General features: G+C 42.2%; 17 protein-coding genes. 6 read left to right on the forward strand and 11 right to left on the reverse strand.

What is annotated here, in order from left to right; all coding sequences use genetic code 11:
- Positions 1–85: 85 nt before the first annotated feature.
- Genes J0654_RS11370 through nadD form a run of 3 tightly spaced genes read left to right on the forward strand, consistent with a single transcriptional unit; the run spans position 86 to position 2,123 of the window.
- Positions 86–943: a YicC/YloC family endoribonuclease gene (locus tag J0654_RS11370; RefSeq protein WP_207029032.1), complete on the forward strand. Its 858-nt coding sequence runs from the start codon at positions 86–88 to the stop codon at positions 941–943.
- Complete coding sequence (gmk, locus tag J0654_RS11375) at positions 940–1,536, forward strand: guanylate kinase (protein WP_207029035.1); 597 nt, start codon at positions 940–942, stop codon at positions 1,534–1,536. Before J0654_RS11370 ends, gmk begins: the two co-directional genes overlap by 4 nt.
- A gap of 2 nt (positions 1,537–1,538) precedes the next feature.
- On the forward strand, positions 1,539–2,123 hold the full coding sequence (gene nadD, locus J0654_RS11380) for a nicotinate (nicotinamide) nucleotide adenylyltransferase (protein WP_207029036.1): 585 nt from the start codon (positions 1,539–1,541) through the stop codon (positions 2,121–2,123).
- 2 nt (positions 2,124–2,125) lie between these two features.
- On the opposite strand, the gene J0654_RS11385 is transcribed toward nadD, so the two are convergent.
- From J0654_RS11385 to J0654_RS11395, 3 genes are read right to left on the reverse strand one after another with little or no spacing between them, the layout of a single operon-like run.
- Positions 2,126–3,232: a glycoside hydrolase family 130 protein gene (locus J0654_RS11385; protein WP_207029038.1), complete on the reverse strand. Its 1,107-nt coding sequence runs from the start codon at positions 3,230–3,232 to the stop codon at positions 2,126–2,128.
- Positions 3,233–3,237: 5 nt separating this feature from the next.
- Complete coding sequence (locus J0654_RS11390) at positions 3,238–3,954, reverse strand: DUF6503 family protein (protein WP_207029040.1); 717 nt, start codon at positions 3,952–3,954, stop codon at positions 3,238–3,240.
- A gap of 37 nt (positions 3,955–3,991) precedes the next feature.
- Positions 3,992–6,265 (reverse strand): inorganic phosphate transporter, encoded by a 2,274-nt coding sequence (locus J0654_RS11395; RefSeq protein ID WP_207029042.1) that lies wholly within the window; start codon positions 6,263–6,265, stop codon positions 3,992–3,994.
- A 148-nt stretch (positions 6,266–6,413) separates the two neighbouring features.
- Between J0654_RS11395 and dgt the strand changes: the two genes are divergently transcribed.
- Positions 6,414–7,772, forward strand: a complete 1,359-nt coding sequence (gene dgt, locus J0654_RS11400) for a dGTP triphosphohydrolase (RefSeq protein WP_207029044.1) — start codon at positions 6,414–6,416, stop codon at positions 7,770–7,772.
- Here dgt and J0654_RS11405 read toward each other — a convergent pair.
- The gene (locus J0654_RS11405) at positions 7,769–8,827 is read right to left on the reverse strand and encodes a DUF3078 domain-containing protein (RefSeq protein ID WP_207029046.1); all 1,059 of its coding nucleotides are present in this window, start codon (positions 8,825–8,827) and stop codon (positions 7,769–7,771) included. The two genes, dgt and J0654_RS11405, sit on opposite strands and share 4 nt — an antisense overlap.
- Positions 8,818–10,596, reverse strand: a complete 1,779-nt coding sequence (gene dxs, locus J0654_RS11410) for a 1-deoxy-D-xylulose-5-phosphate synthase (RefSeq protein WP_207029048.1) — start codon at positions 10,594–10,596, stop codon at positions 8,818–8,820. Before dxs ends, J0654_RS11405 begins: the two co-directional genes overlap by 10 nt.
- A gap of 83 nt (positions 10,597–10,679) precedes the next feature.
- On the opposite strand from dxs, the gene J0654_RS11415 reads away from it, so the two are divergent.
- A complete protein-coding gene (locus J0654_RS11415; RefSeq protein WP_207029062.1) occupies positions 10,680–11,129 on the forward strand; it encodes a nucleoside deaminase in 450 nt (149 codons plus the stop codon).
- Between the two features lie 55 nt (positions 11,130–11,184).
- On the opposite strand, the gene J0654_RS11420 is transcribed toward J0654_RS11415, so the two are convergent.
- From J0654_RS11420 to aspS, 4 genes are all read right to left on the reverse strand, one after another.
- Positions 11,185–11,379 carry a cold-shock protein gene (locus J0654_RS11420; protein ID WP_163624136.1) on the reverse strand — a complete coding sequence of 65 codons (195 nt, stop codon included), beginning with the start codon at positions 11,377–11,379 and terminating at the stop codon, positions 11,185–11,187.
- An 83-nt stretch (positions 11,380–11,462) separates the two neighbouring features.
- Positions 11,463–11,723 (reverse strand): hypothetical protein, encoded by a 261-nt coding sequence (locus J0654_RS11425; RefSeq protein ID WP_207029063.1) that lies wholly within the window; start codon positions 11,721–11,723, stop codon positions 11,463–11,465.
- Positions 11,720–13,504, reverse strand: a complete 1,785-nt coding sequence (locus tag J0654_RS11430) for a chloride channel protein (protein WP_207029065.1) — start codon at positions 13,502–13,504, stop codon at positions 11,720–11,722. Before J0654_RS11430 ends, J0654_RS11425 begins: the two co-directional genes overlap by 4 nt.
- Positions 13,505–13,566: 62 nt before the next feature.
- The gene (gene aspS / locus J0654_RS11435; RefSeq protein WP_207029067.1) at positions 13,567–15,315 is read right to left on the reverse strand and encodes an aspartate--tRNA ligase; all 1,749 of its coding nucleotides are present in this window, start codon (positions 15,313–15,315) and stop codon (positions 13,567–13,569) included.
- Between the two features lie 364 nt (positions 15,316–15,679).
- Between aspS and J0654_RS11440 the strand changes: the two genes are divergently transcribed.
- A complete protein-coding gene (locus J0654_RS11440; protein WP_207029069.1) occupies positions 15,680–16,030 on the forward strand; it encodes a toxin-antitoxin system YwqK family antitoxin in 351 nt (116 codons plus the stop codon).
- 71 nt (positions 16,031–16,101) lie between these two features.
- Here the strand turns inward: J0654_RS11440 and J0654_RS11445 are convergent, their stop codons facing one another.
- The gene (locus tag J0654_RS11445; RefSeq protein ID WP_207029071.1) at positions 16,102–19,614 is read right to left on the reverse strand and encodes an efflux RND transporter permease subunit; all 3,513 of its coding nucleotides are present in this window, start codon (positions 19,612–19,614) and stop codon (positions 16,102–16,104) included.
- Between the two features lie 23 nt (positions 19,615–19,637).
- A complete protein-coding gene (locus J0654_RS11450) occupies positions 19,638–20,810 on the reverse strand; it encodes an efflux RND transporter periplasmic adaptor subunit (protein WP_207029073.1) in 1,173 nt (390 codons plus the stop codon).
- Position 20,811: the final 1 nt, after the last annotated feature.

A 20,811-nucleotide genomic window follows, 5' to 3' on the forward strand; every position in this document is an offset into this window, starting at 1 on the left:
CCCTTAACCCAATCTTAAAATAGAAATCCACTAAAAGGGCCAAAAACCTATTTTGGTTACCTTTGACAAAATTTATCATAGGTATATGATTCAATCCATGACAGGCTTTGGGAAGCATGTAGTGCAGCTTCCTTCCAAGAAAATCACCATTGAGTTGAAATCGCTCAACAGTAAAAACCTGGACATCAATGCCAGACTTCCCCAATTTTACCGGGAAAAGGAACTGGAACTACGTAAAATGATCGCTAGTGCCTTGAACAGGGGCAAGGTGGATTTTAGTCTGTACGTTGAAATTACCGGAGAGGAAACCACCGCTGAGGTGAACAAAGGGGTGGTGAGAAACTATATGGACCAATTGGCCGATATAGCCAAAGGCGACGATATAAAATTATTGGAAATGGCCCTGCGGATGCCCGATACCCTCAAAACCGATAAGGACGACATTGATGAGGAGGAATACAATGCAATAAAACAGGCCATGGACGAGGCACTTTCCAAAATAGTGGAATTCCGAAATGAAGAAGGAAAGGTGTTGGAGAAGGATTTTGTGGCAAGGCTTAAAAACCTTAACGAATTATTGGAAGCCGTTAAGGCTATGGACCCAGAACGCTTAGCAACGGTCCGGGAGCGATTGGAGAAAGCAGTGGCCGACCTTAAGGTGGAACTGGATGCCAATAGGTTTGAACAAGAACTGATCTACTATCTGGAGAAATATGACATCACCGAGGAAAAGGTCCGCTTGGCCAACCACTTAAAATATTTTGAAACTACTTTGAATTCAGATGATTCCAATGGAAAAAAACTTGGGTTTATTTCGCAAGAAATCGGAAGGGAGATCAATACCATCGGTTCCAAGGCCAATTACGCCCCAATGCAGCAGTTGGTGGTCCAGATGAAAGATGAACTGGAAAAGATAAAGGAACAAATGCTCAATGTGTTATGACAGAAGGCGGTAAACTTATTATTTTCTCGGCACCTTCGGGCAGTGGTAAAACCACAATCGTGAAGCATCTGCTGAATCAGCCTGAATTGAACCTGGCTTTTTCCATTTCTGCCACATCCCGTCCGCGTAGAGGAAAGGAAAAGAATGGGGTCAACTATTATTTTATGTCCGTTTCCCAATTTAAAAGACACATTAAAGAAGGTGATTTTTTAGAGTGGGAGGAAGTATACCGAGATAACTTTTACGGGACCCTTAAAAGTGAAGTGGAACGACTCTGGGCAGAAGGTAAAAACGTAATTTTTGACATTGATGTTTCAGGTGGATTACGAATCAAAAAAAAGTTTCCGGAAAAAACCTTGGCCGTGTTCGTAAAGCCCCCAAGTGTTGATGAACTTAAAATCAGACTGAAGAAACGGAGCACGGAAAGCGACGATAAAATCAACATGAGGATTGCCAAGGCATCCGTGGAACTTGCCACCGCCCCCCAGTTTGATAAAATCATCAAAAACTATGACCTTGATGTCGCCCTGGACGAGGCGCATAAATTGGTCGCTGATTTCGTGGGAGCGGAAATACCCCCAAAAGAAGATTAGGTATGAAAAAGGTAGGGCTCTTTTTTGGAACCTTTAACCCCATACATATCGGCCATTTGGTAATTGCCAACCATTTGGTGGAGTATTCCGATTTGGATGAGGTTTGGTTCGTTATAACGCCACAAAGTCCATTTAAAGTAAAGCAATCACTTTTAGATAACAACCATCGCTATCAAATGGTGTTCGAGGCCGTGCAGGACTATCCCAAGCTACAACCCTGTAAAATCGAATTTGATTTGCCCCAACCGAATTACACCTCCGATACACTTGCCCACTTGGATGATAAATATGGTGAAGACCATCAATTTTCCCTTATTATGGGAGAAGACAATTTAAAAAGTTTCCATAAATGGAAAAATTATGAGGCCATTTTAGAACTCCATTCCATTTATGTGTATCCCAGGATTTCTCACGGTGAGATAGAGCATCAATTTAAGGGGCACTCAAAAATCACAAAAGTTGATGCGCCCATCATGGAAATCTCATCGACCTTTATTCGTAAGTCGCACAAAGCGGGTAAAAATGTGCGCCCGTTGCTCCCACATGCTGTATGGAAGTACATGGATGAAATGAACTTTTACAGGTAAGGCTATTCTTTTGTAGTGACCACACCCACCATACTATCGGCAGTTCCATAATACAAATACCATGTTCCATTGAACATAACAAGTCCTTCCACAAAGGTTGTTCCGTCTTTGTATTGTCCCGATTTTTCAAAAGGCAGTTCCGGTTTGATGAATGGTTCATTGGTTCGGTCCAAAAGTTTCCATGGTTCATTGACGTCAAAAAGAGCCTGTCCGCCGGTATAAATTCTATTGCCCAGATCTTTCACCCCAATGTTTTGTGAATTCCCTGCGTTATAAAGCATTACAATACCATTACTGGTGAGCAATGGTGGTGGACCGGCCTCCACTAGCCAAGAATCAAAATAGCCTGGTCTAGGGCTTAAAACTGGAGCTAACTTACCTTCATAAGTCTCTACAGGTTCCCAATCTATTAAATTCGTTGAAGAAGCCAACCAAACGTGGGGTACACCGTAGTACATCCAATATTTGCCATTGATTTTGGCAGCTACTAATTTTCCATGCTGTAGTTCGGTAACGATGGCACCCGATTTGCTCTCCTTTTCGTGATAAATGCCGTTTTTATAGTTTTGAAAAACGGGGCCGTGTTTCTCCCAATTCACTAAGTCTTTTGATGTGGCAACAGCTAGATTGGGTACTTTTCTGTTCCATTGGGTATAGGTCAACACATAAAGCCCATCTTCGGTTTCAACTATCCTTGGGTCTTCAACTCCGCCCGGCCATTCGTTGGTTTTTTGATTGTCGTTTTGTGGGTAAAAAACGGGTGCTGGCCATCTGTTATAAGTGAGCCCATCGGAAGAAGTGGCCATACCAATCCGTGAACGGTGCCCACCGATTTCTTTCTCTCCCAATTTTTCTTCGGCACGGTAGAGAACATAGATGGAGTCACCTTTTACAATTGCAGCAGGATTAAAAGTGGCCATGGATTCCCAGTGAACTGTTTTATTGGTTATGGGATCGGTAAAGGTAGATGCACCATCTTTTTGTAAGATCGGTCGAGCATTATCTGGACGCTTAAATGGTCCCAACATCCATTCTTTTTCTTTGGTTTGTGAAAATATGTTGGTGTTAGAAAGTAAAAGAATGGATAGCGATAGAATTGCTGTTCTCATTAATTTTAAATTTTTTCCAATGTATCTGTCCCCAAGTATTTATCATCCTTGTTAACATACCAAGCCCTGGTCTTTGGCATTTTTATCCCGTTGATTTCCTCCAGGCCTTTCAAAAGAATGTATTCACCATCATTTTTGCTCTCATCATGGTAAAACTGATAAACTTCCATGGCGTAGGTAGTGGGGTCAAAATAAAAATACCATTCATCGGTGCCTACCTCTGAATCATAGGTGACGTTCAGCACCAAATATTCCTTGTTTTTAAATGTCCTTTTTTGGACTTCGGGGTTCAAATGGGTGCCGGGGTCTTTTAATTTCATGGGAAGACCGTACAAGTAGGTATAGTAGTCTTTCATGAATTGACCACGCTCGCAGTTCAACCTGAATTCTTCAGCTTCATCTTGCGAAAAGTCCGTACTTCCATTCAAGCGAATTTCACAAGAATCTTCATCAAAAGAATAGGCGTATGAACTGCCATCCTGTTCAACGTCCAAAGTAAATTTTTGCTGAGGAAAATCCAGTCCAATAAGACTTGTACGTTTTGGACGGCTTGGGGTTTCCATAACTACTTTAAAAGTAGTGTTCAAACTTGCCCAATTGCTATTGGGATCATGATAAGCAATGGCTTTCTCCAATACCTCTTCCGCAGAAAGCGACTGCGCATTACCAGCAACAACGGAAAATAACCCGAGGGTTAAGAAAGCTAAACAATATCGTTTCATATCAAATTAATTAAGTTGATAGGAAAGATACCGCTTTTTATTTCTTTTCGATGGTAGCTGGAGTTATGGAACTGTCATGCTCCGCATAATACTGCTCCAAAAGGTTCATCATGGCTGTGATCAAATCCTTGCTTTCCAATAATAGGGAGAAATAGAGGGTGGTGTTCTTTGGACTGGATTCCTCGGTCCTGGTTCTGGAAACCTGCTGATTGATTTTCTGCGAAACCATCTCGTAAAGCTTCTCTTTGGAATTTAGAACCGTACCAATTTGCTCAAAAGAACGGTCTTCAAAAGCTTTTTGGGTGCTGTTGAACACATTTTCCAAAGCGACATCGATTTCTTTGAGCTCTTTGATCTGGTTATACTTTAATTTTTTGTGATTGTTGTTCACATGGTTGTAGCTCACCTTACCAATATATTCCAAGGACTGGGACATGTCCGTTAAGTGTCCCATAACGTTGATGTAAAAGTTACTGGCACCTACATGGGCTTCATCCAAATTTTTGATGAAGTAGAACGTATCGTTTCGCAATCCTTCGATTTCATTGGCCAATTTTTTACTCTGCTTCTTATTCTTTTTCAAGAAATCAAGATCGTGCTTGGATAATCCTTGCATAGAATTGGAGTAAATACGGTTACTACGCTTAACCACATTGGCAATGTTGGCGGCAGTTTCCTCGATAACACCTTGAATGGAACTGCTTTCGGCTCTTCTTAGGCTATCCTCTGCCTTAATTTCCTTGGTTTTTTTGTTGTGGGAGATATAATTGCGAAGCAAAATGGCAGCTGCGGCAATCAACATCAACACCAGTGACACGAACTTTCCGACAAACAACAAATATGCGATTAAAGCTGCAGCAACAAACGCACTAAGAGCGGTAAAGAACCATCCACCTATAACATTAAGCACCCCTGCTACACGGTACACCGCACTTTCCGCTCCCCAGGCCCTATCGGCCAGAGAAGTACCCATGGCCACCATAAAGGTTACGTAAGTGGTGGACAACGGTAGTTTCATAGAAGTGGCAATGGAGATAAGCACGCTCGCCACCATAAGGTTTACAGAAGCCCTGACCAGGTCAAATGCAGGTTGTTCCTGTGTTTTGCTTTTGGGCACGTAGGTCTGTGGTAAAACAAACTGCTTATCTATTCTGGACTGAATGGATGGCGGAACAATTTTCGAAATATTCTCAAAGGCAACAATACTGAACTTTACAATTTGTCTGGACAGATAATTAGGCTGGAAGCGCTCGTCGCCTTCGTCTTGTCTCGCCAAATCGACACTCGTTTTTACTACTCCTTTCGCTTTTGATGAAAACCAAAGTGTAATCACCATGACCGCTCCGGAAAGCAACAATAGCATGGTTGGTGTTTGTACAGCGGCCGCCAATCCCCTCATATTAAACTCCCCGGGAGCTATACCGGAAGCTTGCCAGTCCTGATAGGATTGAAGTGCGGCGATTGGCACTCCGATAAAGTTGACCAAGTCGTTACCTGCAAAGGCCATGGCCAAGGCAAAGGTTCCAAAACCAATAACTATTCTATAAATATTCCATTTTAATAGGTTGGCCACAATAAATGAACCCATGGTCCAGAACACAAAATTACCAGCTAAAAAAGCCAAAGGCTGGGTTGCAACAAACTCCGAAAGCACACCATCAAAAAGAGCGGCACTTTTAAGTCCTTTCACCAATATAAAATAAACTATGGCTGTTATGGCCAGACCGCCAAAAACAGACTCGACCCATTTGGATCTATTTTGAAATTTAAAGGAAATCAATGCCCTGGAGATAAATTGCACCAAGGCACCAATGGAAAATGCTATGAAAACGGAGAGGAGTATTCCAAATATAATTTCAGCGGCCTTGTCGGTATTGATGTAGGTGGCCAAATCTGAAAAACCACCTTGCGTATCGGCTATTTTGATGAGGGAAATGGCCACGGAAGCACCCAACAGCTCAAAAACAATGGATACCGTGGTAGAAGTAGGCATTCCCAAGGTGTTGAAAAAATCCAGTAGGAGAATGTCGGTGATCATCACGGCCATAAAAATGAACATGATTTCCTCGAAAACGAACTCGCCGGGGTTAAAGATTCCTTTTCTGGCAACTTCCATCATTCCACTAGAAGACATGGCACCGAAAGCAATACCGACACTGGCAACGATCATGATGGTCCTAAAAGAAATCGCTTTGGAACCAATGGCCGAGTTCAAAAAGTTAACGGCATCGTTGCTAACGCCCACTACCAAATCGGTTATGGCCAATATGCCGAGCGCCACAACCATGAAAATGTAAATATTCTCCCCCATTCTTTCAGAAATATGACAAAAATGCCATTATAAATCCGCAATAAGGTTAACAAAATGTTACCAAATACGGCCCCAAAAATATCAATATTTTCCATGTGTTGGACATAGGTTCATCTTTTGATATATCTTCGCTACAAATCAATGGCCAATGAACTGGGAGCAGTTACTCTCTTTAAAACGACACGGAGATACAGGAAAACGACTACGAAAGGAACAAAATGAGACCCGACTAGGGTTCGAGGTGGACTACGACCGAATTGTTTTTTCGTCGGCTTTTAGAAGTTTACAGGATAAAACCCAAGTATTTCCCATGCCCATTGCCGTAGGTTCACAAAAGAACTTTGTGCATACGCGATTGACGCATAGTATGGAGGTGTCGGTTGTGGGAAGAAGCCTTGGGCGAATTGCCGGGCAACAGATTTTGACCAAATACCCATTTTTGTCCGAGGTCCACGGACACCATTTTAATGATTTTGGAGCTATTGTGGCCGCTGCGGCGTTGGCCCACGACATTGGGAACCCTCCATTCGGACACAGTGGGGAAAAGGCTATTGGCAATTATTTTAAACAGGGCAAAGGGAAATTCTACGAAGATGCATTAACGCCAGAGGAATACCAAGACCTTATCGACTTTGAAGGCAATGCCAATGGGTTTAAACTTTTGACCGAATCCAGGGAAGGGGTTCCGGGCGGCTTACGGTTGAGTTATGCCACTTTGGGCGCTTTTATCAAATATCCAAAAGGATCATTGCCCAAGAAACCGTCCAAAAATATTGTCGATAAAAAATTTGGCTTTTTTCAATCTGAAAAGGAGTTTTTTTATGAACTCGTGGAAGAAATTGGTTTACTGCCCAACCCGACCCATCCAGAAACCGGGTTTTTGAGACATCCATTGACCTATTTGGTGGAGGCAGCAGATGATATTTGCTACACCATCATTGATTTTGAAGATGGAATCAATTTAGGGTTGATTCCCGAGGAATATGCTTTGGAATATCTTATCAATCTGGTGAAGGATAACATCAATACCAAAAAGTACAATGCCATGACTACCTCAAGTGACCGATTGAGTTATTTGAGGGCACTTGCCATCAGTACTTTGATAGGGGATGCGGTCGATGTTTTTGTGAAGAACGAAGCCAAAATCCTAAAAGGCGAGTTCAATGTATCGTTGTTGGACAAAGGCAAGTATACCGCACAGGTGGAAGACATCATTAAATTGAGCGTGGAGAAAATTTACCAATCCACCGAAGTAATCGATAAGGAATTGGCGGGCTACCGAATCATATCTGACTTATTGGATATGTACACCACTGCCCTGATCAATGTGAAGGAGGGAAACGATACCAATTATGATCGATTGCTTATTAAAAGCTTGCCTGAAAATTACCGGAACACGGGTGCATCGCTTTATAAAATATTATTGGATACGAGTTGTTTTGTGGCCAGTTTGTCCGATAGTGCAGCGGTACATATCCACGATAAACTAACAGGACGTAACATCTAAAAAGAATAGAGCAATCCAACCCCCAGTAGTTGTTTAAACTGGATTTTTGCCACTCCCGGGTTGATTACGGTACCGTCCTGCGCAATTTCTTCATCAAACTTAATGTCATCATCATAGATGATATGAGTGCCGATGTTGGCATTTAGATATTCGTTTACCTTGAGATTAAAGTTCAACTCCCAATCCACATCTATGTTTCCAAAACTTTGGAGATAATCGGTATAAAGATTGAGCCGATGACTCATCTGGACATTATTGGCAATTTGGGTATCCCAGGTATTGGTAATCAGGAAACCAAGTTCCAAAAAGAGGTTTTTCCCTTTCTCGACACCAAAAGCGCCTTGGTTGGAGAGCGCCTCATCCAACACAAAGGTAGATTTCATAGTGGCAGGTGAAATATAAAGGTTGAATTGGTCCTTGGGTGGAATATAGGATGTACCGACACCGACAAACAAATACCCAGGGGCCATAAATCTGGAAATCGGTGTTTCCCGATCAGGATATTTATAACCATTGGAAAACTGGGTTCTTATATTGGCCTTTACGGAATAGTACCAGTTGGTAATGGTGTCCTTTCTGAAACTGAGTGTGGTGGACAATCGGATTTGGTCGTCCGTTTTCCGAAGTTTTCTACCCTCTTGTGCATTGAGACCGTACCGAAGTTGTGCCTCATTGTTCCAACTTAAGTATCGGAATTTGTAGTTTCGGGCAAAATCTGCACTTGCAAGTGCCGACACGGAGTTATCGCCCCCTGCATTCCAGTTCACAAAGGAAACTTCGCTTATGTTAAGTCCGAATTTGTTGACTTTTTTCCAAAATGATGTGGGATGGAACCGATTGTACCAAATGCGCAATGGCTTTACCCTATTTAAAACGGTACGGGGGTCGGTGAGCTTGGCACTCCTGGTCAAGTATCTTAGTTTAACATCCTTGATACGAACAATTTTAAACCCAGAATCAGTACTGTCTGGTTCAAAAACCTTTAAACGGGTTATCTGTGCATTGGCAGAAAGAAAAACAGTAAGGAATAGAATTAAAAAACAATTTATTCGCATTGGTCTAAGGTTGATTGTATGTAAGAATGTATCGTATCAAAATCCATACCAGCCAGTTTGTGGGTTTCAGGTATGGTTCCCTGCTCCACAAATTGATCGGGAACACCGAAAATTTTAATGGGTTTTGTTAGTCTTTCTTCATTGGCAAATTCAAGCACTGCTGAACCAAAACCACCCATTTTTGCACCATCCTCAACGGTTACGATGTGTTGGTAGGAATTAAAAATGGTACGAAGAAGATCCTCGTCCAAAGGTTTTACAAAACGCATATCGTAAAGCCCTACGGCTTCAGGGGTATCCAAGCTTTCAATAAGTTTGGAAATGCCATTACCCATATGTCCTATGGTGAGTATGGCGATTTTCGATCCTTTTTTCAAACATCTTGCTTTACCTATCTCAATCGGCTCAAAGTCATTTTTCCAGTCTATGGTGGCACCTCGTCCTCTGGGATATCTTATCGCAATGGGTTTGTCCAGACCTAATTGCGCGGTGTACATTATATTCCGAAGTTCCATTTCGTTCATTGGGGCAAAAACGATGAGGTTGGGAATACAACGTAAGAAGGCCATATCAAAAACACCATGATGTGTTGGGCCATCCTGTCCCACCAAACCAGCCCTGTCCAAACAAAAAATAACGGGAAGCTTTTGTAGGGCGACATCATGTATCACCTGATCATAGGCCCTTTGTAAAAAAGTGGAGTAAATATTGCAAAAAGGCACCAAACCTTGGGTGGCCATACCCGCTGCCAATGTTACGGCATGCTGCTCGGCAATGCCCACATCAAATGCTCTGTCGGGCATTTGGTCCATCATAAATTTTAGGGAGCTTCCACTGGGCATGGCCGGGGTGATCCCAACAATTTTTTCATTTTTTTGAGCCAATTCCACAATGGTATGCCCAAACACATCTTGATATTTGGGTGGTTGCAATTGCCCGGATTTCTTCAAGCGCTCCCCTGTGATTTTATCAAACTTTCCAGGGGCATGGTACACCACTTGGTCTTCCTCTGCCTGTTTTAGCCCTTTCCCTTTTGTAGTGATGATATGGAGCAATTTTGGACCGTCAACGTGTTTCAAACGTTCCAATTCCGCAACCAAAGCTTTCACATCGTGTCCATCAATAGGGCCTGTATAGTTGAGGTTGAGGCATTCAAAAATATTTTCGTCCTTGGCGGTACCTGCCTTTACGTTGGTAAGATACTTTTTTAAGGCCCCAACACTGGGGTCAATCCCAATGGCATTGTCGTTAAGAACAATAAGTGCATTTACCTGGGTCACTCCCAAATGGTTGAGTCCTTCAAAGGCCATTCCGCTGGCAATTGAGGCATCGCCCACAACGGCAATATGCTGTTTTTTAAAGTCACCTTTAAGTTTGGAAGCCATTGCCATGCCGAGTATCGCAGAAATGGAGGTAGAGCTGTGCCCTGTTCCAAAATCGTCGTACTTGCTCTCGCTTCGTTTGGGAAAGCCACTTATGCCGCCCAATTGGCGGTTGGTTTCAAAAATTTCTTTGCGGCCGGTCAAGATTTTGTGTCCGTAGGCTTGGTGTCCCACATCCCAAATAAGTTTGTCAACAGGTGTGTTGAACACATAGTGCAGGGCTATGGTGAGTTCCACAACCCCCAAACTGGCACCTAAATGCCCCTCTTTGGTCGAAACAATGTCAATGATGAATTCCCTCAATTCTTGGGCAAGTTTGGGTAACTCGTCCAAGGTCAATTTTTTGAGGTCCTCGGGGGATTCGATATGTGTCAACAGTCTTTCCAATGAATAAAAAACAAAAGTATCGATTCTCCCTAAAATTATTTTATGTGTAGCTTAGCAATCTGTTGAAAAATCACATAATAATTGTGGAGAACCCTTTTGATGACAATTATTTTATGAAGAAGGCCCTGCAAGAGGCCGAAATCGCCTATGAAAATGGTGAAGTTCCTGTTGGTGCCGTTGTTGTGGTGGACAACAGAATAATTGGAAGGGCCCACAACCTTACCGAACGGTTAAAAGATGTTACGGCACATGCCGAAATGCAGGCAATTACGGCGGCATCGAACTTTTTGGGCGGGAAATACCTTCAGGGCTGCACGTTGTACGTTACTCTGGAACCTTGTCAAATGTGTGCAGGAGCATTGTATTGGAGCCAAATCTCGAAAGTGGTGTATGGAGCCGCTGACCTAGAGCGCGGATTTAGTGTGATGGGGGGACATTTGCACCCTAAAACCAAATTGGTGGGCGGAGTAATGGAAAAAGAGGCTGCGGAACTTCTGAAACGATTCTTCATCCAACGGAGAAACTTGAACTAAATAAAAAAACCCCGGCTTTGCCGAGGTTTTAAATCAAAATCAAAATAAAATATTATTATCCGATTACTTGCACTTGTGCAGCAACCACTCCTTTTCTTCCTTCTTCTTCGATGTATTCTACTTTGTCGCCTTCGTTCAATTCCACTCCGTTCAATGCCGTAACATGAACAAAGATGTCTTTTCCTGTGTCGTCGTTCGTAATGAACCCATAACCTTTGGACTCATTAAAAAATTTTACTGTACCAGTCATTAAAAAATAAATAAAATGTTAAAATACGAAAGTAGTTTATTTTGTGGGTGATTGTATGAAAAGAACTTTAAATCTTATGAAAATTATTGATTTTCAGGGTTTTTGCGTTCTTTTTCTTGCATTTTCTTAATATTTTCATGGGTGAGCATGTAATCTTTCATGTTTTTTACCTTACTCTCTTTCCAAAGAAAAAGAGGCATGGCCACCAAAAATAGCCCAACGGTACCACCTCCAATGTATTTTGGTGCATCCGGATGTTCTTCATCCAAAGACAGCCCGTAAAAAATAGCACCTAGCGATGCCAGCATGATGAGGAAAATGATATGTTTCAGTTTTATTTTCATTGGGAATAATTAATCAATTTTCTACGATAGGCAGTCAACATTTTTGATTTGGAGATGAAGCCCTCATATTTACCGTTTTTGATGACGGGCAGGTTCCAAGCGCCACTATCTTGAAATTTTTTCATCACCTGTTTCATGTTGTCCGTTTCGTAAAAGATAACCTCTGGCGGCGCATGCATCAAATTTTCAACAAAAACAGTGTCGTACAGATCGGTATCGAACATCATAGGCCTAATATCGTCGAGGACTATAATTCCGATTAATTTTTTATCATCATCCAAAACGGGAAAAAGGTTTCTTTTGGATTTGGATACGGATTGATGCAGCATTTCTCCCAAGGTCATTTGTGGAAGTACGGGCCTGAAATTTTTTTCTATCACATCGTCCATTTCCATTAGTCCTAGCACCATTTGGTCTTTGTTATGTGATAAAAGCGCTCCGATTTTGGCCAGTTCCTTAGTGTAAATGGTGTAGTCCAATGCGTTTTTGGTAATCAAATAGGAAATTGCTGCTGTAATCATCAAAGGGACAAAGAGTTGATAACCCCCTGTTATTTCCGCAATCAAGAAAATGGCGGTCAGTGGAGCATGGATTACCCCTGCGATCAAACCTGCCATTCCTATAAGGGTAAAATTACTTTCGGAAACAGAGAATCCCAAGCCTAGGTTGTTGATTACTTTGGCCACTACATTTCCAAGCGCGCTTCCCATAACCATGGTTGGAATAAACACTCCACCCGCACCTCCGGCACCAATGGTCGTTGTCATTGCAATTGCCTTGAAAATGGTAATTCCGAACAAAAGGGCAATAACCACCCAGATATTATGGGTGTAATCATCAAAAGGAGTAGTGCCAAGTGCTTTTAAATGGTCGCCATCCAACAAATTGTTTATAAAACCGAAACCTTCACCGTAGAGAGGGGGGATTGCATAGAGCATTACTCCTATGGCAATTCCACCTACCAATAGCTTATACTTTGGACTTTTCAATTTTTTGAAAAGAGAGAGTATGGCGAAATACATTTTGGTAAAATATATGGAAGCGAACCCTGTACCCACGCCCAACAAAATATAAAAAGCGGTATCCTTCAGTTTAAATCCTTCGGAAAGGGAAAAACTGAAGAGGATTTCATTTCCCAGAAAGAAATAGGATGTCAACACCCCTGAAATCGATGCTAAAAGTAAGGGCAGCATGGACATCATGGTCAGGTCCAATGTAAAAATCTCCACAGCAAATATGATGGCGGCAATGGGGGACTGAAAAATTGAAGCAATAGCCCCAGCAGAGGCACAGGCCACCAAAAGGGTTCTGGTCTTTGCATCGATATGGAACAAACGACTTAGGTTGGAGCTGACTGCCGAACCTGATTTGACGGCCGGTCCCAACAAACCCACTGAACCACCAAAACCCACCGTGAGCGGAGCGGTGATCAAAGGGGTGTAGATGTCCTTTAGGCGGAGCAACCCTCTTTTTTTGGAAAGAGAGAATATAATTGAGGAGACAGCGTGCTGCAGTGGTTCTTTGTGAACAAATTTCACATACAGATAGATTAGGGTAAGCCCTATTGTTGGTAGTATAAAATACAGTTGGTTCTCCGAAAAAACGATTCCTTTTTTTAATAGGGATTCGATAAAATAGGTAGAGTTTTTTAAGGTAACGGCCACCGAACCAGCCAAAAACCCTACGATTAGACTCATTATTTGAATAAAAGTCCTGTTGGAGATATTTCTATATCGCCATTTGAGAAAACGGGTAAACAGTTTTTTAGTGCTGTAGGGCATCGAAGTCTATAATACTACTAAAAGTATTAAAAAATCCCGCTTTATCGCGGGATTTCAATAGATTATAGGTCCAATTTTAAATGGAGTTCTTTTAGCTGTTCGTCATCAATATGGGCAGGGGCATCGATCATAACATCGCGTCCGCTATTGTTTTTAGGAAAAGCAATAAAATCTCGAATTGTTTCCTGTCCTCCCAAAATAGCTACCAATCTGTCCAGGCCAAACGCAATACCGCCATGGGGTGGAGCCCCGTATTGGAAGGCATCCATTAAAAATCCAAATTGTGCCTTCGCCTCTTCAGGGGTAAAGCCCAAATGTTTGAACATGGTCGCTTGGGTCTCTTTATCATAAATCCTGATAGAACCTCCGCCGATTTCATTTCCGTTCAACACCAAATCGTAGGCATTGGCCTTTACTTCGGCGGGCTTTGTGTCCAACAATTCCAACTGTCCTGGTTTTGGCGAGGTGAACGGATGGTGCATAGCGTGGTAAGCACCTGTTTCCTCGTCCAATTCCAACAATGGGAAGTCCACTACCCATAATGGTGCGAATTCATCGGGTTTTCTGAGGCCCAAACGGGTGGCCAATTCCATACGCAATGCACTTAATTGAGCACGGGTTTCGTTGGTGTTTCCAGAAAGCACACAAATAAGATCTCCGGTTTTGGCTCCTGTTACCTCGGCCCATTTTGCCAGATCTTCTTGGTCGTAGAATTTGTCCACGGAAGATTTGTAGGTACCGTCCTCATTACACTTTACATAAACCATTCCCTTGGCACCGACTTGTGGACGTTTTACCCAATCCACCAATTTGTCTATTTCTTTTCGGGTATAGGAAGCAGCTCCCGGAACGGCAATCCCAACCACCAATTCTGCGGAATTGAATACATTGAAATCTTTGTGTTGTGCCACTTTGTTCAGTTCACCGAACTGCATTCCAAATCGGATATCGGGTTTATCGTTACCATAAAGTCGCATGGCATCATCGTAGGTCATACGTGGGAATTCGTCCACCTCTACACCTTTTATCTCTTTCAAAAGATGTTTTGTCAAACCTTCAAAAGTATTCAAAATGTCTTCTTGCTCAACAAACGCCATTTCGCAGTCAATTTGAGTAAACTCGGGTTGGCGGTCGGCACGAAGGTCCTCATCCCTAAAACATTTCACAATTTGGAAATACTTGTCCATTCCACCGACCATCAACAATTGTTTAAAAGTCTGTGGAGATTGGGGTAGGGCGTAGAATTGCCCCTCGTTCATACGACTTGGCACCAAAAAATCCCTAGCTCCCTCGGGTGTGGATTTAATCAAATAAGGTGTCTCAATATCAATAAAACCTTGGTCGGACAGGTATTTTCTGACCTCCATGGTAACTTTATGCCTGAAGATAAGTTTGTTTTTGACAGGATTCCTTCGAATGTCCAAGTATCGGAACTTCATTCTAATATCCTCACCACCATCGGTCTCATCTTCAATGGTGAAAGGAGGAAGTAAGGAATTGTTCAGGACGGTAAGCTCTGTTACCAGCACCTCAATTTCCCCTGTTGGAATATTTGGGTTTTTTGAAGCGCGTTCTATCACTTCACCTTTTGCTTGGATAACGGTTTCACGACCCAATTCACGGGCTTTTTCCAAAAGGTCTTTGGAAGTTCGTTCTTGGTCAAATACCAATTGAGTAATACCATAGCGGTCGCGTAGGTCGACCCAGGCTACAAAACCTTTGTCGCGTACTTTGTGTACCCATCCACTTAAAATAACTTCTGAACCTATGTCCGATGCCCTTAAAGCACCGCAAGTATTGCTTCTGTACATGATGTTAATTATAAGAGCGCAAATTTAATAGGAATGTGGGTAATTTTTAGGAGATATGCTTTTTTTCTGCTTACTGGGATTTTAAACAGTAAGAAACTGATGAATCTAAGACTTTCGGATAACGTTAAGTTAACATTTTGGATACATTTTAGAGATTTTATAGCAGATAAAAGCCTAAAAATCGATGTTAAAACCCAAAATTGGAAGATTTATATAATATTTAACTATTTGTAATACAAGTATTTGACAATTTAAAGTTAATTTAATGTAAACTAAATGTTACGTAAATGTGTGATTAACGTAAAATTTAAGTAACTTTGTTACGTTATCATTAGGTAATAACAATATTAAAATCCCATATCATATGAAAAAAGCAGTATTATTTTTGGCGGTGATGTTTGTGGTTGGCGTATCTGCACAAGATACCGAACCGACCTTTGAAAAAATGGGAAATATGGTGAAAGCCACTTATTTTCACGACAATGGCGAAATTGCCCAAACAGGTTATATGTTGAACGGAAAGTTGCATGGAGATTGGGTCATGTTCAATGTCGAAGGTAAAAAAATTGCCACTGGCCAATACGAAAACGGACAAAAGAGCGGTAAATGGTTCTTTTGGAAGAATGATGAACTAAGCGAAGTGGACTTTACGGATAACCGTATTGTAGAAGTAAAAAATTGGAGCCAAGGCGATGCCGTTACGGTAAACCAATAGTTAAAATCAATGTTTAAGAAAAAGCCCCGACCATTTGGTCGGGGCTTTTTTTGTTGAGCGTTTCATAAAGACTATACCGAAACAGGCTCTATCCTTTCTTGCTTGCGCTCCTGTCTTTCTAATTTTCTTTTTCGAATCCTTAGTTTTAATTTATACACCAAACTAAATAGTATGGGTACAACCACCAATGTTAAGAAGGTGGCTACCAGCAATCCGTAGATAACCGTCCATGCCAAAGGTCCCCAGAAAATTACGTTGTCACCACCAAAATAGATATTCGGGTCAAAGTCGCTCATCAATGTAAAAAAGTTGATATTGAACCCTGTGGCCAATGGAATCAAACCTAGAATGGTGGTTATTGCCGTAAGCAACACAGGACGTAATCTCGCCTTTCCACCTTTTACAACAGCCTCCATAAAGTCATCCGGCTCCAACAATTCGTCCTCTTCCAAATCCAATTTCACTTTCCTTCGATCAATCAACAGTTGTGTGTAGTCCAAAAGTACCACACCATTGTTCACCACAATTCCCGCCAACGAAATAATCCCCATCATGGTCATCATGATTACAAAGGCACTACCTGTGGCAACAATTCCACCGAAAACACCTATCAAACTCAGGAAAATAGCAAGCATTATAATTCCTGGTTTACTAATGGAGTTGAATTGGAATATCAGTATAAAAAAGATAAGGCCGAGACCTGTGAAAAAGGCGCCCATCAAAAAGGCCATTTGCTTGTTCTGCTCCTCGATTTGTCCAGTGTAATCAATTTTGATGTTGTCCGGAAGATTTTCAAAATCATTCATCTCTTCCTGAATCTTGCCCACAATGGCACCGGCATCCGTATAGCCTGAAGCCAATGCAGAATACACCGTGACCACACGTTTTACATCGCGGTGCTTTATGGCGCTGAATCCTGTGCTGCTTGTTTGTTTGGTCACAGCGGAAATCGGAACCTCCTTGATTTGGCCACTGGAAGGATCCCTAAACGTAATGCGTTGGTTGAACAAAGCACTTTTGTTGTATCGGTCGTCCTCGTTAAACCTCACGTAAATGTCATAATCCTCACCACCTTCTTTGTAAATACCTGCCTTGGAGCCGAAAATGGAACTTCGCAATTGTTGCCCTACTTGACCTGTGGCTATACCAAGCTCACCGGCCTTTTTACGATCTACGTCGACCAGTAGGGAGGGTTTTGATTTGTTCACATCTATTTTAAGTTCATCGATTCCTGGAATGTTGCGCGAATTAATAAAGTTTCGCATTCCTTCGGCGGTGGCTATCAACTCTGTATAATCTTCCCCTTCCAATTCGATGTTGATGGGATATCCTACAGGAGGGCCAACGGCATCCTTCTCCACGGAAATGGCAACGCCTGGATAAACATCCTTTAGGGCTTCTTGGACCTTTCTCAGCAATTCCTGACTGTCCGCACCCTCACGATATTTAAACTCACGAAGCGTAGCGGTAATTTTACCCCTGTTCGGCATTTCGGCACTCGAACCACCGTCCGTTTGTGGATTACCGGCACCTTCTCCAACTTGTGAGACAGCACTTTCCGTCATAAAATTGTAATCCCCGTGCATGTAGGCCTCAGAGTTGATGATGTCATAGACCTTTCCCTCAATATCCTTGGTAATTTTATTGGTTTTTTCAATATCGGTGCCTTCCGGGTATTCGATATATACAATGATCTGGTTGGGCTTGTTATCTGGAAAGAACTCCACTTTGGTTCTCTGGCTTCCTACCGATGCGCCGAACCCAACAAAGGCAATCAATAATAAAATAAAAGTGGTGATCGCAATAAAAATGGGTTTTCGTCCAGCCAAGGCATATCGCAAAGTTTTCTCGTAAAAGCTCTCCCATCGGGGCAATATGCTGTTTTGAAAAATGCTGGCCCAGTTTCTCAGGAACAGGCGATAAATCCATAGTAAGATGGCGGTTACCACCATTACGCTTCCCAAGGCTCGGTATTCACCACCAAAAATAATGATGAGGATACCTATTGCCGAGATAATGGAAGTGATGCGAATGATTTGTTTTAAAGGCATTTCCTTGTCTTCGGTGGTCATATATCGCGATACCAGAACCGAGTTGAAGAAGATGGCCACAAAAAGCGAGGAGCCCAAAACCACGGAAAGTGTTATGGGGAAATACTTCATAAACTGCCCCATAATACCCGGCCAAAGACCTAGCGGCACAAATGCTGCAACAGTGGTCAATGTGGAGATGATAATCGGGAAAGCGATTTCTCCAATACCTTTTTTGGCCGCTTCGATTCGTGGCATCTTTTCCTCGTCCATGAGTCTGTAAATGTTCTCTACGACCACAATACCGTTATCCACCAACATACCCAATCCCATGATCAGTCCAAAAAGAATCATGGTGTTCATGGTGTACCCCATGGCATTCAATATCATGAGGGACATGAACATGGACATGGGGATCGCAAATCCAACGAACAAGGCATTTTTAAACCCTAAAAAGAACATCAATACCGTTACCACTAATATGATTCCGAAGATGATGTTGTTCACCAAATCATCCACTTGACCAATGGTTTTGGAAGATTGATCATTGGCAATGGTAACCTTAAGGTCCTGTGGAAATTCATTTTCAATGGCATCATCAACGATCACTTTGATTTGATCTACGGCGGCCACCATGTTTTTACCGGAACGTTTCTTCACATCCAGCATTACCACGGGTTCTCCGAACTCTCTGGCGTACGTTGTTTTATCCTCTTCCTTAAAAGTGACCTTGGCCAAATCTTTAAGGTAAATAGGATTTCCATTTTCCGATTTCACCACAAAATTTTCAAGTTCTTGAGGTTCATCTATTTCCCCAACAATTCTGATGGTTCTTCGTTGCCCACTGGCAACAAGGTTTCCAGCCGAAGTTGTCAAGTTTTCGTTGCTGATACTACTTATGATATCATTAAAACTGACTTTGGCGGCCATCATTTTATAAATATCCACGGCAACTTCAACTTCTTTTTCTTGGGCTCCACGGATATCTACTTGTTTGATTTCTGAAAGGCCCTCTATTTCATCTTCGAGGTATTCACCATATTCTTTCAGCTTCTCAATAGGATAATCCCCGGAAATATTAATGTTGAGTATGGGCATTTCCTCGGACAGACTCAAATCGAAAACATTGGGCTCCACTTTGGCTCCGTTAAAGGTGGGCCAGTCTTCACCAGCTGTTTTGGAGTCCACTTCGTCCTTTACTTTTTGTAAAGCGGCTTCCACCGAAATATTTTCATCGAACTCCACAATGATCATGGAATAATCTTCTTGGGAGTTGGAGGTGATCTCTACCAGATTGCTCACGGTCTTGAGTTCATCCTCCAAGGGGTCGGTAATCAGTTTTTCAATATCCTCCGCCGTATTTCCCGGATAGATGGAACTAATATATATCTTGGTTTCTTTTACCTCTGGAAAGCTTTCCCTCGGCATACTAAAATAGGCCATGCCACCAAGAATTAAGATAACCAAAATCAGCACGTACATGGTGGTCTGGTTATCGATGGCCCAGGAGGACAACCGAAACTCCTTATCTACACTTTTCTTTTGTTTGCTCATAATTTGTTCTTGCTTTGGCTGTCCTAGCTATTTTTTATATTGACTTTCTGTCCTTCTTTTACGCTTCTGGCACCTTCATCTATAATGGCGTCCCCTTCGTTGATTCCGGAAAGCACTTCTACATAGTCCCCTTGGGTTTTTCCTGTTTGTATGACCACTTTTTTGGCCACTGGATCATTTTGAACGGAATCTGCTTCGACAAGGAAAACGTACTGTTCACCCTCTGCGTTTTCGGATAGAATACTTTGAGGGATAAGAATGGCGTTTTCACTGGTATAATCGTTGATCATGACCCTTGCCGTAAGATTGGGCTTTATTTTACCTTCGTGGCTGGGAACAGGAATCTCCGCTGTAAAAGATCGGTTGCTTGGATTAATAAAATTACCGGTCTGTCTAATTTTGGTTGCGACACTATCACCTAGCACTGGAAAGTAAACTTTTACGTCTTTTCCAGCAGTTACGTTGGGCAAATGACTCTCGGGCACTTCCACTTCAATATACATGTTGGAAAGGTTTACGATCCGGAATACCTCAGCACCTGGACCAGGGCTTACAACAGTACCTTCATCTTTGATTACATCATCTATAATTCCGGCAAATGGAGCCCGAATACTACTTTTTCCTACTTGACTTTCCATTTGTTTTACGGCACTTTGTTGTGCTTCGTAATTGGTTTTGGCCTGTAGGTACTGTATTTCTGAACCAATATTTTGTTCCCAAAGTCTTTTTTGACGCTCAAAAGTGGTCTTGCTCAATTCTGCTTGTGTTCTAAGCTGTGCCAATTGGCTGGATAGACCGCCATCATCAATGGTGGCCAATAATTGTCCCTTGGATACTTTTTGTCCCTCTTTTACATATACCCTATTAAGGGTCCCTGACATTTCAGGGTAAATCAGCACATTTTGCTTGGTCATCACATCTCCTTGAAGTTCTAAGTAGTGGTCGAACTTTTGTGGATGAACCTCTATGGTGGTCACTAGTGGAAGCTTGGCCCTATCGTCTAAAAGGGCAATGGCGGAATCCAAGGATTTTAACTGCATTTCCAGAGCTTTCTTTTCCGAGGAAATCTCTGCGTGCTTGGCACGAATGGCCTCAACATCCTTGCTGGCCATTACTTTTTCCACAGATTTGCCGCTTTTGTCCCCACATGATGCCAGAACCGCTGCTGTTAGTGTTATATATATTGCTTTTCTCATG

It is taken from the genome of Flagellimonas profundi (assembly GCF_017313275.1).
Classification (GTDB): Bacteria; Bacteroidota; Bacteroidia; order Flavobacteriales; family Flavobacteriaceae; genus Flagellimonas; species Flagellimonas profundi.